The sequence below is a fragment of the Ignavibacteriota bacterium genome (assembly GCA_016218045.1).
Lineage (GTDB): Bacteria > Bacteroidota > Ignavibacteria > SZUA-365 > SZUA-365 > JACRFB01.
Map to the genome: position 1 here is coordinate 1 of JACRFB010000039.1, position 13,371 is coordinate 13,371.

12 protein-coding genes and 2 tRNA genes are annotated in these 13,371 nt (G+C 62.9%); 8 read left to right on the forward strand and 6 right to left on the reverse strand.

Going from position 1 to position 13,371, the window contains the following annotated elements; translation table 11 throughout:
- Window positions 1–283: 283 nt before the first annotated feature.
- Together HY962_09475 and HY962_09480 are read right to left on the reverse strand one after the other, a co-directional pair.
- Window positions 284–2,128 carry a S1 RNA-binding domain-containing protein gene (locus tag HY962_09475; GenBank protein MBI5647149.1) on the reverse strand — a complete coding sequence of 615 codons (1,845 nt, stop codon included), beginning with the start codon at window positions 2,126–2,128 and terminating at the stop codon, window positions 284–286.
- A gap of 281 nt (window positions 2,129–2,409) precedes the next feature.
- The gene (locus HY962_09480) at window positions 2,410–3,243 is read right to left on the reverse strand and encodes a 2,3,4,5-tetrahydropyridine-2,6-dicarboxylate N-succinyltransferase (protein MBI5647150.1); all 834 of its coding nucleotides are present in this window, start codon (window positions 3,241–3,243) and stop codon (window positions 2,410–2,412) included.
- A 200-nt stretch (window positions 3,244–3,443) separates the two neighbouring features.
- Here HY962_09480 and HY962_09485 point away from each other — a divergent pair, with 200 nt between their 5' ends.
- From HY962_09485 to HY962_09505, 5 genes are read left to right on the forward strand one after another with little or no spacing between them, the layout of a single operon-like run.
- Complete coding sequence (locus HY962_09485) at window positions 3,444–4,235, forward strand: thioredoxin family protein (GenBank protein ID MBI5647151.1); 792 nt, start codon at window positions 3,444–3,446, stop codon at window positions 4,233–4,235.
- The gene (locus HY962_09490; GenBank protein MBI5647152.1) at window positions 4,232–5,161 is read left to right on the forward strand and encodes a hypothetical protein; all 930 of its coding nucleotides are present in this window, start codon (window positions 4,232–4,234) and stop codon (window positions 5,159–5,161) included. The genes HY962_09485 and HY962_09490 overlap by 4 nt, the downstream gene beginning before the upstream one ends.
- 3 nt (window positions 5,162–5,164) lie before the next feature.
- Window positions 5,165–5,710: a cob(I)yrinic acid a,c-diamide adenosyltransferase gene (locus HY962_09495; protein ID MBI5647153.1), complete on the forward strand. Its 546-nt coding sequence runs from the start codon at window positions 5,165–5,167 to the stop codon at window positions 5,708–5,710.
- 17 nt (window positions 5,711–5,727) lie between these two features.
- Window positions 5,728–6,345: a deoxynucleoside kinase gene (locus HY962_09500; protein ID MBI5647154.1), complete on the forward strand. Its 618-nt coding sequence runs from the start codon at window positions 5,728–5,730 to the stop codon at window positions 6,343–6,345.
- A complete protein-coding gene (locus tag HY962_09505; GenBank protein ID MBI5647155.1) occupies window positions 6,335–8,554 on the forward strand; it encodes a TonB-dependent receptor in 2,220 nt (739 codons plus the stop codon). The genes HY962_09500 and HY962_09505 overlap by 11 nt, the downstream gene beginning before the upstream one ends.
- 326 nt (window positions 8,555–8,880) lie before the next feature.
- Here HY962_09505 and HY962_09510 read toward each other — a convergent pair whose 3' ends face one another.
- The 3 genes from HY962_09510 to HY962_09520 all read right to left on the reverse strand — a co-directional run bounded on the left by HY962_09510 (window position 8,881) and on the right by HY962_09520 (window position 9,859).
- A complete protein-coding gene (locus HY962_09510; protein ID MBI5647156.1) occupies window positions 8,881–9,633 on the reverse strand; it encodes a tetratricopeptide repeat protein in 753 nt (250 codons plus the stop codon).
- Window positions 9,634–9,689: 56 nt separating this feature from the next.
- Window positions 9,690–9,776 (reverse strand) — tRNA-Leu (locus tag HY962_09515).
- A gap of 11 nt (window positions 9,777–9,787) precedes the next feature.
- A tRNA-Lys gene (locus tag HY962_09520) sits at window positions 9,788–9,859 on the reverse strand.
- 188 nt (window positions 9,860–10,047) lie between these two features.
- Between HY962_09520 and HY962_09525 the strand changes: the two genes are divergently transcribed.
- Entirely contained in the window at window positions 10,048–10,692 is a 645-nt protein-coding gene (locus HY962_09525; protein ID MBI5647157.1) for an HAD-IA family hydrolase, read from the forward strand.
- On the opposite strand, the gene HY962_09530 is transcribed toward HY962_09525, so the two are convergent.
- Window positions 10,685–11,194, reverse strand: coding sequence for a hypothetical protein (locus tag HY962_09530; protein MBI5647158.1), 510 nt, complete (start codon window positions 11,192–11,194; stop codon window positions 10,685–10,687). The two genes, HY962_09525 and HY962_09530, sit on opposite strands and share 8 nt — an antisense overlap.
- 111 nt (window positions 11,195–11,305) lie before the next feature.
- Between HY962_09530 and HY962_09535 the strand changes: the two genes are divergently transcribed.
- Together HY962_09535 and HY962_09540 are read left to right on the forward strand one after the other, a co-directional pair.
- The gene (locus HY962_09535; protein ID MBI5647159.1) at window positions 11,306–11,827 is read left to right on the forward strand and encodes a GAF domain-containing protein; all 522 of its coding nucleotides are present in this window, start codon (window positions 11,306–11,308) and stop codon (window positions 11,825–11,827) included.
- 232 nt (window positions 11,828–12,059) lie between these two features.
- Window positions 12,060–13,370: a lipopolysaccharide biosynthesis protein gene (locus tag HY962_09540; GenBank protein MBI5647160.1), complete on the forward strand. Its 1,311-nt coding sequence runs from the start codon at window positions 12,060–12,062 to the stop codon at window positions 13,368–13,370.
- Window position 13,371 lies beyond the last annotated feature (1 nt).

Here is a 13,371-nt window from a genome sequence, read left to right on the forward strand (position 1 = left end):
AATATGTTCGCAGAAGCCGCCCAGTCAATACTACCCTTCGGCGCGGCTGATATTGATGCGGTATTGACAGGACGGCTTCTGCTACCACCAACGCGTCTCGATGCCGGAAACGACCACTCCGAACCGATCACACGTGGAAAACCGATCACTGGAACATCCATAACGAAGCGATACACGAACGATTTTTCTGTCAACTTTTTTTAGGACGAGACAAGGTGATTGGATTTGGTCAATAAAAAAACCCGGCTTGCGCCGGGTTTTTTATGAACAGTTTTTCTGAGAATCAGACAGCGGGGTCCGTTTTTTCGTCCGCAGCGGGTTCGTCGACGGCGGGGGCCGCATCTTCTGCCGGGGCTGCTTCCGCGACGGGCGCGTCTTCCACAACTGGAGCTGCTTCCGCGACGGGCGCCTCTTCCACAACCGGGGCTGCTTCCGCGACGGGCGCTTCTTCCACAACCGGGGCTGCTTCTGCGACGGGCGCCTCTTCCACAACCGGGGCTGCTTCGACGACGGGTGCTGCTTCGACGACGGGTGCGGCGGCGGCGGCTTCGGCTTCCTGATTCTTGAAAAGGTTCTGCAGGGCGGGGATATCACCGAGCGAGAAACCGCGTTCACCGGTGGAGGTCTTCATGTTGAACGACTCACCGCCGTGATCCTCGCGCGAATCCTGCCCTTCCTCGCGCACGATGGCGCAGATGAAAGACTTTTTGTCGATGTCCATCTCGAGCACTTTTACCTGCACGCTGTCGCCGGCCTTGATGGCGCTGGTTTCGGCGGGCTTGGGGGCGCGGGGACCGCGGCGCTGCGCGCCCATCTTGCCGCGCGGCACAAAGCAGTCGATTTCGTACTCGAGCGCAACGATGGCGCCGGCGTCCATCACACGTTTCACCGTGCCCGTTGCTTCGGCACCGACGTGATAGATGTTGGCGAGACGCGGCCACGGATCGGGCTGTGTGGCCTTGACGCTCAGGGAGATGCGTTTGTCGCTCGCGCGCACTTCCAGCACCTGCACGTCGAGATGCTGGCCGACACGCACAACCTCGGAGGGGTGCTGGAGGCGGCGCGTCCACGACAGGTCGGAGATGTGCACCATGCCGACAATGCCGGGCTCGAGCTGCACGTACACGCCGAAGTCGGTGATGTTGCGCACCTGGCCCTTGTGCACGGTACCGGTGGTGTACTTGTCCGCCGCGGCCGTCCAGGGCGACTCGGTGAATTCCTTCATGCTGAGGGCGATGCGTTCCTTGTGCGGTTCCACATCCACCACGCGCACCTTCACTTTCTCGTGCAGCTTCACGACATCGGCCGGATTCGCGACACGCACCTTGCTCAGGCGCGAGATGTGCACGAGGCCGTCCACGCCGCCGAGATCCACGAACACGCCGTAATTGGTGATCGAGGTCACTTCGCCTTCGAGGATGTCGCCCTTCTTGACGACGAGGAATTTCTCGAGCTTCAGGGCCTTGCGGCGGCTGCACACGTATTTGCGCTTTTCGAAGTCCGAAAGTTCGACGATGAGCGCCGGCACATCCTGCCCCACAAAGGGCAGCATGTCGGTCTGCTCGGCGCGGCCTTCGAGCATGAACTGCGAGCGCGGAACAAATCCCTCGAGTTCCTTGAAGCTCACGATCATGCCGCCGGGGATGGCGCGCAGGCAGCGCACCTGCAGCACGGTCTGCTCCTTGTTGGCGGCCGTGAGTTCATCCCACACAACCTGCGCTTCCTCGTCCGACAGGCGCGGGCGGCGCTTCGGCTTTTTCTTCGGCGCGCCCGTCTCATCCGTCTCCTCGCCTTCTTCCAGTCCTTCCACGTCAGCGGCAGTCTCGACAGCGGTCTCGCCCGATGCCTCTGCGGCGGGGGCGATTTCGGCTGCGGGAGCGGCATCCGCTGCAGGCGCGGCTTCGACGACGGCTGTTTCCTCCGCAGCGGGGGTCACCTCTGCGACGGGTTCAACAGCCGCGGGAGCGGCCTCGGGTTCAGCAGCAACTTCGGCCTGGGTTTCCGCGGCGGGCGCGTCGGAGACGGGCGCTTCGGCGGCAGGCGTGTCGCTCTGTGCGGGCATGTCGGTGGACTCGGGAATCGGTAATTCCTGGTCGCGGTTTTCGGGGGTTGTCGGGTCGATACTCATGGGTGTTCCGAAAAATAGTGGTTGGTTGCGCACAGCGCGCTGTTCTCGCATTTGACACCATTCGTGGGAGGATGGACGCTTCCACGAAGACATGCGTGATTGTCCTTCTCACGGTGTACAGAAACCTAATCTACCCAGAAAATCTGAACGGCGCAAGGTGATTTGTGAGCGCCGGACCATCCGGGAAGGCGTGAACGGGGTAAGGGGAAGGGGGAAACGGAGCGGCGCAAAGTCTCTTCGACGCTCCGTCACTCCGTTCCCCCGCCGCCCCGATGTCCCGACTACCGCAGCGCTTCCTCGAGGGCGGTGGCGGCATCGGTTTTTTCGTCCCGATATTTGATGATCACGGGTGTGTAGATATGGATCGCATGTGTCTCGGCGAACCGTCCGCGCGCGGGACGCGATCCCTGCACCACGACGGCGTTCTCGGGGATCTCGAGCGGATGTTCGGCGGTCTTGCGATACACGACCTCGCGCACGAGATCGTACACGGGGGTGGATCCGGTGAGTATGACACCCGTGCCGATGACCACGCCGCGGCGCACGATCGTGCCCTCGTAAATGCCGCTGTTGCCGCCCACCATCACGTCGTCTTCCACCACGACAGGCACGGCGTTGGCGGGTTCCAGCACACCGCCTATCTGCACGGCGGCGCTGAGGTGCACACGTTTGCCGATCTGCGCGCAGGAGCCGACCAGCGCGTGGCTGTCCACCAGCGTGCCCTCGTCCACAAAGGCGCCGATGTTGATGTACGACGGCGGCATGACAATGACACCCGGCGCGATATAGCTCGCATCGCGGATGCTGCTCCCGCCGGGCACGATGCGCCGTCCGCTGGCGGCGTCGAAGGTCTGCACCGGAATGGTGTTTTTATCGGTGAAGGCGAATACCGGATCGGATACTCCGGTATTTTCGAGAATACCGGCCCTGAAGGCCCAGAGGATCACCTGTTTTACCTCGGTGTTCACCGACCAGACGCCGTCGCGTTTTTCCGCGGCGCGGAGTCTTCCCGCGCGGAGTTGTTCCCAGACGGGCGCGAGGAGAGCGCGATCCGCGTCGGTCGCGGCGCCGGGATCGATGGCGAGAATGCGGGCGATGTGGCTGTGCATGTCCATGGCGGCCTCCGGAATGTATGTGCTGGGTGAATCCAATAGTACTGAAGTGTCCGCTATTGGACAAGGAGCGGCGCACGGCCGCGGCGGGGACGAATCCGCGCGGCCCACACAGCGCGCGTGTGGTGAACTTGGGGAAGGCCGCGTGCGTTGTACCTGCATAGGTCGTTTTGTATGTTGTTTCCTTCATTATCCGGTGTCTCATGCGAACAGTCGTCTCAATTCTATCCGCCATAACGCTGTCACTCTTGTGTATTTCCGCGCCCGCGCGCGCGCAGGCCGACGAGTGGGAGGAGGCCCCGCAGTTCGAAGCCGAGGTGAACGGCAAGCCCGACATCGGCGTACGCGCGTTCCAGCCCTCCGGCTCCAAACCCTGGCTGCTTCTGGTGCGGGACAAAGGACGCAGCGCTCTTTTTCTCGATCTCTCCGCCAAGAAGGTGACCGTCGTGGCCGCGGCCGACGTGAGCGCCAGCGGCGACTACACGGTGAGCACGAAGGGCATGCCCGCGGGCAAATCCGCCGGATCGTACACCGTAAAATCCGGCGCGAGCAGCTTCACGTTTGAAGGGAAGAAGTACGCCGTGCGTATGCGCGAGACGCTTGTCGGCGAAGTGGGGCTGGGTGTGCTGCTGGCGCACAGCCCGATCTACGCCGCCTTGCGCGACGCCTACACCCCGCGCAAGGCCGCCGTCGAGGCGCTGTCGCGGCACACGAAGCCGGTGGACTTTGTGGTGATGCTCGCTACATGGTGCCCGACCTGCAAACGTGTGGTGCCGCGCTTCCTGAAAGTGATGCAGGACGCGAAGAATCCGCGCTTCACGATGCGTTTTGTGGGCATCGCGATGGGCGGCAGCGAGCCGCGCGCCGAGCTTGAAAAATACGGGCACGATTATCCGGCCATCATCGTGTATCAGGACGGCAAGGAGAAGGGCCGCATCGTGGGCGAACCCGTCTCGACGATGGAACAGTCCATACTCAATCTTGTAAAGAAATGACCGCACCTCTCTCATCAAATCCCGTTCTTCGTGTCACCGCGCGGGTGCTGCAGATCGCGGTCGGCGCGGTGATACTTCTGGCCGCCGTGCTGAAGGCCTTCGATCCGCCTGCGTTTGCGGAGCAGATCCGCGGCTACGACATTTTCCCTGCTCTCGCGGGGATAGCGGCCTGGTGTTTTATCATCGGCGAGGTGCTGCTTGCGGGCGCCCTATTTGTGAACCTGTTCCCGCGCCTGACGGGCGTGCTGACCATGATCCTCATGGCCTTCTTCATCGGTATCACCGCGTATGGCATCATGATCGGACTTGGAGGCAACTGCGGCTGTTTCGGCAGTCTTGTGCACAGGAGTCCCGAACAGGTGATACTCGAGGACGCGCTCATGCTGTTCGCGGTGCTGTTCTCGACTCTTGTGCTGGCGTCGCCGAAACAGAAAACGGCGCTGTGGAAGGTGATCGTCGTGCTGACACTCGGAGCCGCCTCGGCGGCGACCGCGGCGTTTGCCTACGCGCTTCCGGTGGACGAGTACGCGACGAGTCTGCGGCCCGGCGTGCGGCTCGATTCCTGGCCGGTGGAAGGCCTCAATCGCGATCTCACACGCGGCACACACATCATCTTCCTCTTCTCGTCCAAGGCCCGCGACGTGCAGGCCGACATCACGATGATGAACGCCGTGGCGCAGAGCGACGGCGTGCCGTCGGCCATCGGTCTCATGACCGAGGGCACCGCGGCGGTCACCGAAGTGATGTTCCAGTACGGCACCGCCTTTCCCGTGGGGGCGATCGAACCGCGCTTTGCGCGCTCGCTCTACCGCACGCTGCCTCGCGCCTTTGTGCTGCATGAGGGCACGGTCACCGACGTCTGGCCGCGCATCCCCGCGCCGGGCGACGCGCGCCGCGCCATCACGCGCGCCCTGCAGGGACGCTGAGCCATGGTCAAGATCTACACGAAGACGGGCGACGACGGAAACACATCGCTGTTCGGCGGAGAGCGCGTGCGGAAGGACGCCGCGCGCATCGAGGCCTACGGCACGGTGGACGAACTCAACAGCGTCGCGGGATTTGCCGCCGCGGCCTGCACACATGCCGATATCTCCGTCATGCTGCGCGATGTGCAGAACGCGCTCTTTGTGCTCGGCGCCGATCTTGCCACACCGCTCGCGGAAGACAAGGTGCAGGTGCCGCGTATCGGCGAGCAGCAGGTGCAGGCGCTCGAGCGGGCCATCGACACGATGGAGGAGAAACTCGAACCGATTCGTTTCTTCATTCTGCCGGGAGGCAGCGAACTCGGCGCGCGTATTCATCTGTGCCGCGCAGTCTGCCGCCGCGCTGAACGCGCAACGGTCGAGCTGGCCGCACACGAAACACTCAACGAGCACGACGTTCGGTATCTCAACCGGCTGTCGGACTTCTTCTTCGTGCTGGCCCGTTACGCGAACCTCGCCGACGGCGCGCCGGAAATCCGCTGGGAGCAATAAGGGAAAGGGGCACAGGCATGTTTGTCGCCATCGCGGGCAATATCGGATCCGGTAAATCCTCCCTGACGCAGTTGCTGCACGAACGATTCGGCTGGCAGCCCTATTTCGAGTCGGTGGACGACAATCCCTACCTCGAGGACTTCTACGGCGACATGCGGCGCTGGTCCTTTCACCTGCAGGTGTATTTCCTGAGCCAGCGTTTTGTCACACACAAGCAGATCACCGAGAGCCGGCTCGACGTGGTGCAGGACCGCTCGATTTACGAGGACGCGGAAATCTTCGCGCACAACCTGCACGAAATCGGCCGCATGGACGACCGCGACTACACCAATTACCGCGCGCTGTTCGACGCGATGAGCGCGTATCTGCAGCCGCCCGACCTGCTCATCTACCTGCGCGCGTCGGTCGACACGCTGCTCGCGCAGATCCGCCGACGCGGGCGGTCGTTCGAGCAGGGCATCGAGCGGCGCTACCTCGAGCAGCTCAACACGCTGTACGAATCCTGGATCGCCCACTACCACGGCGGCCCGCTGCTTGTCATCGACACCGACGAGAAGGACTTCGTGCACGACATGCAGCATCAGGAGGAACTTCTCTACGCCATCCGCCATGCGGCGGCGCGGCATGGCCGCTGACAGATCCGCGCGGCGTGCAGCGCTGGCGCTGTGTGCGGCGATGCTGCTCTGCACCGCGCCGATGCACGCGCAGCAAGGCGCCCTGCGCGGTACCGTGACCGACGCGGAGGGGCGGCCGCTCATCGGCGCAAACGTCGCGCTGCCGGGCACGATGCTCGGTGCGACCTCCAACGCCGAGGGCCGCTACTTCATCCGCCGCATCACTGCGGGCGTGCATTCCGTGTCGGCGACGATGCTCGGGTATGAACGCGCGACGGCGAGTATCGTCATCGCGGCCGGCGACACGGCGGTGCTCGACCTGCGCCTTCGCGAGACACCCATCGTCACCGACGAGGTGGTGGTGACGGCCGGACGACGCGCGCAAAGCTTTGAAGAGATTCCGGTCAGTATATCTCTTTTTTCCTCGCGCGATATCGAAGGCCGTGGATACACGTCGTTGGACCAGGCGATGCGCGCGATCCCGGGTGTGAACATGACCGAATCGCAGGTGAATGTGCGCGGCTCGAGCGGGTACAGCCGCGCGCTGGGAACACGCGTGCTGCTGCTGATCGACGGCGCGCCGATGCTGGCCGGCGACGCGAACGAGATCAAGTGGGACGCCGTGCCGATGTCGATGGTGGAGCGCATCGAGGTTGTGAAGGGCGCCGGATCGGCCCTGTACGGTTCGAGCGCGCTGGGCGGGGTCATCAACATCATCACGAAGGCGCCCGACAGGCCCGTGTACCGCGCGCGCCTCATGAGCGGCTTTTACGGTGATCCGCACGACGCGGAATGGAAGTGGTGGGGCGCGGGTCCGCGCTACTACAACAATCTCGACGTCGAGCACGGAAGCGCTCTCGACGGCTTCTCGTATCTGGTCGCGGGAGGCGTGCGCCACAATCAGGGCTATCGCAAGCACGACGATTTTCTGAAGTGGAATCTGAACGGGAAGGCGCAGTACCGTCTCGATCCCGAACACACGCTGAGTCTCTCCGCGCATTACGCATCCGACGACCGCGCGAACTGGATATACTGGAAGAATCTCGAGAACGCGCTGGTGCCGCCCGACGGCACGGATCTCGGCGAACGCATCCATTCCACCAAACTACACGCCTCGGCGTTGTACCGCGCGACGAGCAGCGCCGACTTCGCGTGGCTGGCGCGCGCCTCGCTGTTCCGCACCGCCTACGACGCGTCCAGCGACACGGCCGACTACGTCACACATCCCAACGACAAGACGCAGTCCGACGCCCTTGTCGCCTCGTTCGAGTGGCAGGGCACATTAAACGCGGGGCGCGGGCATACGGTGACCGGCGGGATCGACGGCAACGTCACTACTGTGCGGTCCACCACCTATGGCGACCGCGGCGGCGCGGGTGCTGCCCTGTATCTGCAGGACGAGTGGCGGCCTGATCCGCGGTGGACCATTTCCGCCGGCGCACGTGTCGATCTCACGTCCGTCGACACGGCCGACATCGACGGTCAGGCGAATCCGCGCCTGGGACTCGCGTACACACCGGTACACGGCACAATACTGCGCGCCTCATTCGGCCGCGGCTTCCGCGCGCCCTCCATCGCCGAGCGTTTTGCGAGCGCGAGCGGCGGCGGACTGCGGACCAAGCCCAATCCGTCGTTACTCTCCGAGCGCAGCACGTCGTACGAGGTGGGTGTGAAGCAGGAACTGCCGCTGCCGGCCTCGATCGACATCGCCCTGTTCTGGAACGAGTACAACAACCTTGTCGAACCCGCGCTCGATCCCGCCGACGGCATGATCGTGTTCCGCAACATCACGCGCGCGCGTATACAGGGATTCGAGATCGGCACGCAGGCGGCGTTTTTCGACGGCGCGCTGCGCGGCGCGATTTCGTACACGTACATGTATCCCCGTGATATCGGACGCGACGGCATATTAAAATACCGTCCCAGGCATCTATTCAATGCTTCGGGTGAAGTACGACTTTTCGAGGACGGCTTTGTTGCGGCGGACTTCCGTCACGTCGGCAGAATCGAGGAGATCGACCGCGAACTCGGCGTGCTCATCGCCAATGCCGACGTGCGTGTGGCGGCCTACGTGACGGATGTGCGCGCGGGCTGGTCGTTCACGCGCGGCGGTATTCCCCTCACCGCCACCCTGCTCGTCAACAACCTGTTCCAGTACAACTACGCCGAAATTGTCGGCAACATCGCACCCATCAGGAATTACGCGCTCGTCCTGGCGCTGGAGTTATAACGGACCGACGTTACACGTAACACGTATCCACGTTACACGTTGCATGTAGAATGTAGCAAAGTGGAAAGTAGCAAAGTGGAAAGTCGAACCGAGCGGTTCTTTTACTTCCGACCTTGCTACTTTGCTACCTTCTACGTTGAAAGTGAAAAGTAGCAAAGTGGAAAGTAGACCCGAGCGATTTTTCCACCTTGCTACTTTGCTACCTTTTACGTTGAAAGTGGAAAGTAGCAAAGTGGAAAGTCGAACCGAGCGATTTTTCCTCCTTGCTACTTTGCTACCTTCAACGTTGAAACGTGTCACGTGGATACGTGTCACGTTTCACGTATTTACTTATTGAGGAGCGAGTCGATTTCGTGCTTCTGATACGCGGCGCTCTCGCGGAGGGTTGGCGACGCGGCCGCCTCGTCGAAGGCGGCGCGGGCGCCCGGGAGGTCGCCCTTCGCGCGGCGGGCGAGTCCCACCTCGTAGGCGACGGCGGGAGCGGATGCGGGCGAGAGGCGCAGCGCGGCGGCGGCCTCCTCGATGGCCTCGTCGTGCCGATCGAGACGCAGCAGCGCGCGCGCGGCGACCAGGTGCGGCTGATACATGCCCTCGTCGTTTTTCATCGCCGCGCGGGCCGTGGCGAGGGCCTCGTCGAATTTCGAGGAATCGAGCAGCGCCTGCGCGAGTCCCGTCTGCGCCGAGGCCAGGCCCTTGCGCGCATGCGCGAGTTTGGGGTGCAGGGCCAGCGCGCGCTCGAAGGCGCTCACCGCCTCGCCATAACGCCGCAAGGCCGCGCAGGAATTGCCGAGGCCGTGATGCGCCGCGGCAAAGTCCGCGTTGAGCTTCAACGCCTCCGAAAAACAGACGGCCGCGCGCTGCTCGTCACCGGCGCGTCGCAGAGCCAGACCCTTCTGGTAATAATAAAACTCGTGTTTCTCGAGCGCGAGCGCCGCATCGTACTTGGCGATCGCCTCGGCAGTACGGCCCATCGTCAGCTTGCGGTTGCCCTCGAGATACAGCTTGCGCGCCTCGGCATTATCCTGTCCCGCGGCCCGGACAGAGAGTAACAGGAGCAGCAACAACAGGGTCGATCGCATGGTTCGCCTCTCGAATCGGTACAAAGGGAAAATGCCGATGCGAACATCGGCATTTCTGGTGCGGAAGGCGGGACTTGAACCCGCATGCCCTTTCGAGCGCCACCCCCTCAAGATGGTGTGTCTGCCAATTTCACCACTTCCGCGGGACCTGCTGTGAGGCTGGATGGGCTCGAACCATCGACCCTCTGCTTAAAAGGCAGATGCTCTACCTCTGAGCTACAGCCCCATCCGCCACAGCGGAATACAAATGTACGAAACGGGAAATGCTTTTGCAAATTCGCAGAGGCGGGCAGGGGACGGAGATCCGGGAGCCGCATGCCGGACGAGGAAGATTTTTCAGCAGGACGGTTCACGATTCCTTTTCTCGCGCCATATTGCACGGAGATATTTCTTCAGCATGTGAATTCAGGATCCATGATTCGACTCCTCCTCTTCGACCTCGACGGCACACTCGCCGACACACGCAACGACATCGCCGCGGCCGTGAACCGCACACTCGCGCGGGCGGACCTTCCCGCGCTGCACAACGACATCGTGCTGCCGTTTGTCGGACGGGGTGTCACACATCTGCTGCGGGACTGTTTTTCGGCGGCGGGCGGTGACGCGCTGGCGGGTGAGGCCGCGGTGCCCATTTTCCGCGAGGAATACGACACCGGACTCGTCCGCGAGACCGTGTTGTATCCCGACGTCCGCGATACACTCGAGAAATTATCGCGCTACGACATGGCAGTCGTGTCGAACAAACCCGTATCGATGAGCAGGCGCCTGCTCGCGGAACTCGGTGTCGCGCAGTTTTTCCCTCTTATCCTTGGCGGCGATTCGCTCCCGGAAATGAAACCCTCGGCGCTGCCCCTTCAACACGCCATGCGCGAGATGGGCGCGGAGCCCGGAGAGACGGTGATGATCGGCGACTCCGTCTACGACCTTGAAGCGGCGAGAGCCGCGAACACCATGGCGATCGCGGCTCTCTACGGCTTTCAGGACGAAGCGGCGCTGCGCGCGCTGCGTCCGGATTACGCGGTGCGGGGTTTCGGCGAACTCGCCTCGCTTCTCAGTTGAAGTAGTAGAACAGGCCTATCTGCGGCATCGGATACACGCTGCCGTCGCTGAAATAGGTGATGGCGCCGTTGGCGCAGAAGATGAGCTTCTTCGAGACTTCCCATTCGTAGGCGAGGCCGATGCCCGCGCGCCATTCCCCGTCGAGCTTCTCCGTGCCGTTGTCCTTCCAGGAATACAAGCCGGTGCCGAGATAGCCATAAAAACGCGAGCGGCCCACGTTGTCGAAATCGAACTGACCCTCGAGTCCGAACGAATAGGTCGAGACCTTGCCCGACTTGAAGCCGCCCCCCGTCAGTTGCACGGCAAAACGGCCCTGCGGGTGAAAGCGGGCCGAGAGCCCCATGCCGGAAAGAAAGCCCGCGTGTACTCCCGCGGCCCAAAGGTCCTTCGTGGCGAAGGGGTTGGCGTCGGCGGTGCCGGGATCGCTTGTCTGGGCGGAAACAAACGGCGCCAACATAAGGAAGGCCACAATGGCCGCAAGCGCGCGCTGTGTCGTTTTCATGGTCAAAGCTCCGTGTCTTGTGATTCGGGATCGAACATAGTAAGTTTTTTCATTGCCAGAACAAAATACCGCTTTGCCCGATAGCGCGCAGCAGCGCAGGAAACGCCCCGTATGGACAACATCGCAGCAGAAAAAGGACTCACGTATCCGGAATTGCTCGTCCGCCTCGACGCCCTCTGCGAGGGATGGAACGGCGACGTGTCGCTGCTTGCAAACGCCGCGGCGCTGATCTACTGGTCGGTGAACGATCTCAACTGGGCGGGATTCTACCTCATGGACGGGACACGCCTTGTGCTCGGCCCCTTTCACGGGCAGCCCGCCTGCGTCTTCATCGACGAAGGGAAGGGCGTCTGCGGCGCAGCCGCCTCGTCGCGCGCGACGGTTGTGGTCGACGATGTCGATCTTTTTCCAGGACACATCGCCTGCGACAGCGCCTCGCGTTCCGAGATCGTTGTGCCCCTGTGTGTGAACGGGGATCTGTTTGGCGTGCTCGATGTCGACAGTCCGATCCGCGCACGTTTCGGCGATGAGGAAAAGGCCTTCTTCGAGGCGGCCGCGGCCACACTCGGGGCGGCAATTTCCTCGAGCAGGCGCCTGCTGGATGTGCCCCGGGGGCGGCCGCTTTCTCCTTGACATGCCATGAACCCCCTCGTATATTTGTCCTTCGGCGTCTTTCCCACCAAACAGCAGGCCCTATCGACAGACTCGTTACCGGTTCTCCTTTGCAATCACCCTTCTCGAGTAACGATTGTCGTCACCTGTCACCCACCGCCGGGGAGTCCATCTCCCGAACTTCTCCGTTGTCGCCGCAGTTGCGACAGGGGAGCCGTATGTCCGGCGTGAAGCGTACGCGGGCCGGGTTGCCATGATACGCGGCCTCGCACGGTCGCCGCTCGCGCGGCAGACGCTCTGGTATTTTTTTGCTCAAATCGCCAACGGCGCCCTCGGCCTTGCGGTGATGACCGTCCTGACACGCGGGCTTGCAGTCGGAGATTTCGGGGCGTATTCCCTCGTCGTGACCGTGCTCACATTCACCGCGCTCTTTTTCGACTTCGGTGTTGCTGCATCGGCGGGCCGCCTGCTCGCAACCGCCACCGGTGAACAGGCACAGCGCGCCCGCGCCGGCGCGATGCTGACGGGTGCGATGGGCTTGGGACTCTTGTTCGGTGCGGCGCTTGCGCTCGCTTCAGCAATGGCGGATCCGTTACTCGGATCCGGCATTGGCTCCCTGCTGTTGTTTGCCGCGCCGTTTGCCGTCGTTCTGCCGATCCAGGAAATGATACTCATGATCTGCCAGGGAGCGGGCCGCATCGGACTTCTTTCGATGATGACCGTGCTGCCGCGCCTGCTGCTGCTGCCCGCTCTCGCGGGACTCGCCTATTGGAGCGGTCTGACACCATTCTCGGCGCTGCTGGTGACCATGCTCACCACGGTGTTCGCCGCGGCGGTCATCACCGCCGTGCTGCGCCCGTCGCTGCACGGCCTGCGCGCACAGCTCGGCGAGCTGCGCAGGGAAGTGCGCGAGTTCGGCCGCAAGACCTACGCGGGACGCGTGGTCGACAGTTTGACCACCGGAGTGGACCGCATGCTGATTGCGCGCTGGCACGGTCTGGAACCCGTGGGATACTATTCGGTGGCCTATACGATGGCGCAGCCCATCGCGATGATGAGCAGGGCGGTGGCCGGCAGCAGTTACCGCCGCTTTGCGGGCGAGGATTTTATTCCCCGGCGCGTGCTCGTGTTGAACGCGATATGGTGTGCCGCCGCCGCGGCCCTGCTGGCCGGACTCGGCATGCTTCTCGTCCCGCTGCTCTTTACCGGACGATACCTGCCCGCGCTCCCGGTGCTGCCACTGCTTGCCGCGGCCACGGCTCTGGCCGGCATCAACGCCGTGTTCCACTCGTTTTTCAACGCGCAGAGGCAGGGCCGTACCATGCGGTTCCTCTCGATCAGCACCTCGGGTCTCAACGTGCTGGCGAATCTGGCCCTCGTGCCCTTCCTTTCGATGACGGGCGCAGGACTCGCGCTTTGTGCATCCACAGGATTGAATCTCGTGCTCAATCTGTACTTTTACCGTCGATTCCGCCGCGGCCGCCGAGAGGAAAATACGGGCGCGGGTTCCGCCGCGTTCGACACGCCGGGCGCCGAGAACTATTCACGAACTTTCGATTGTTGAC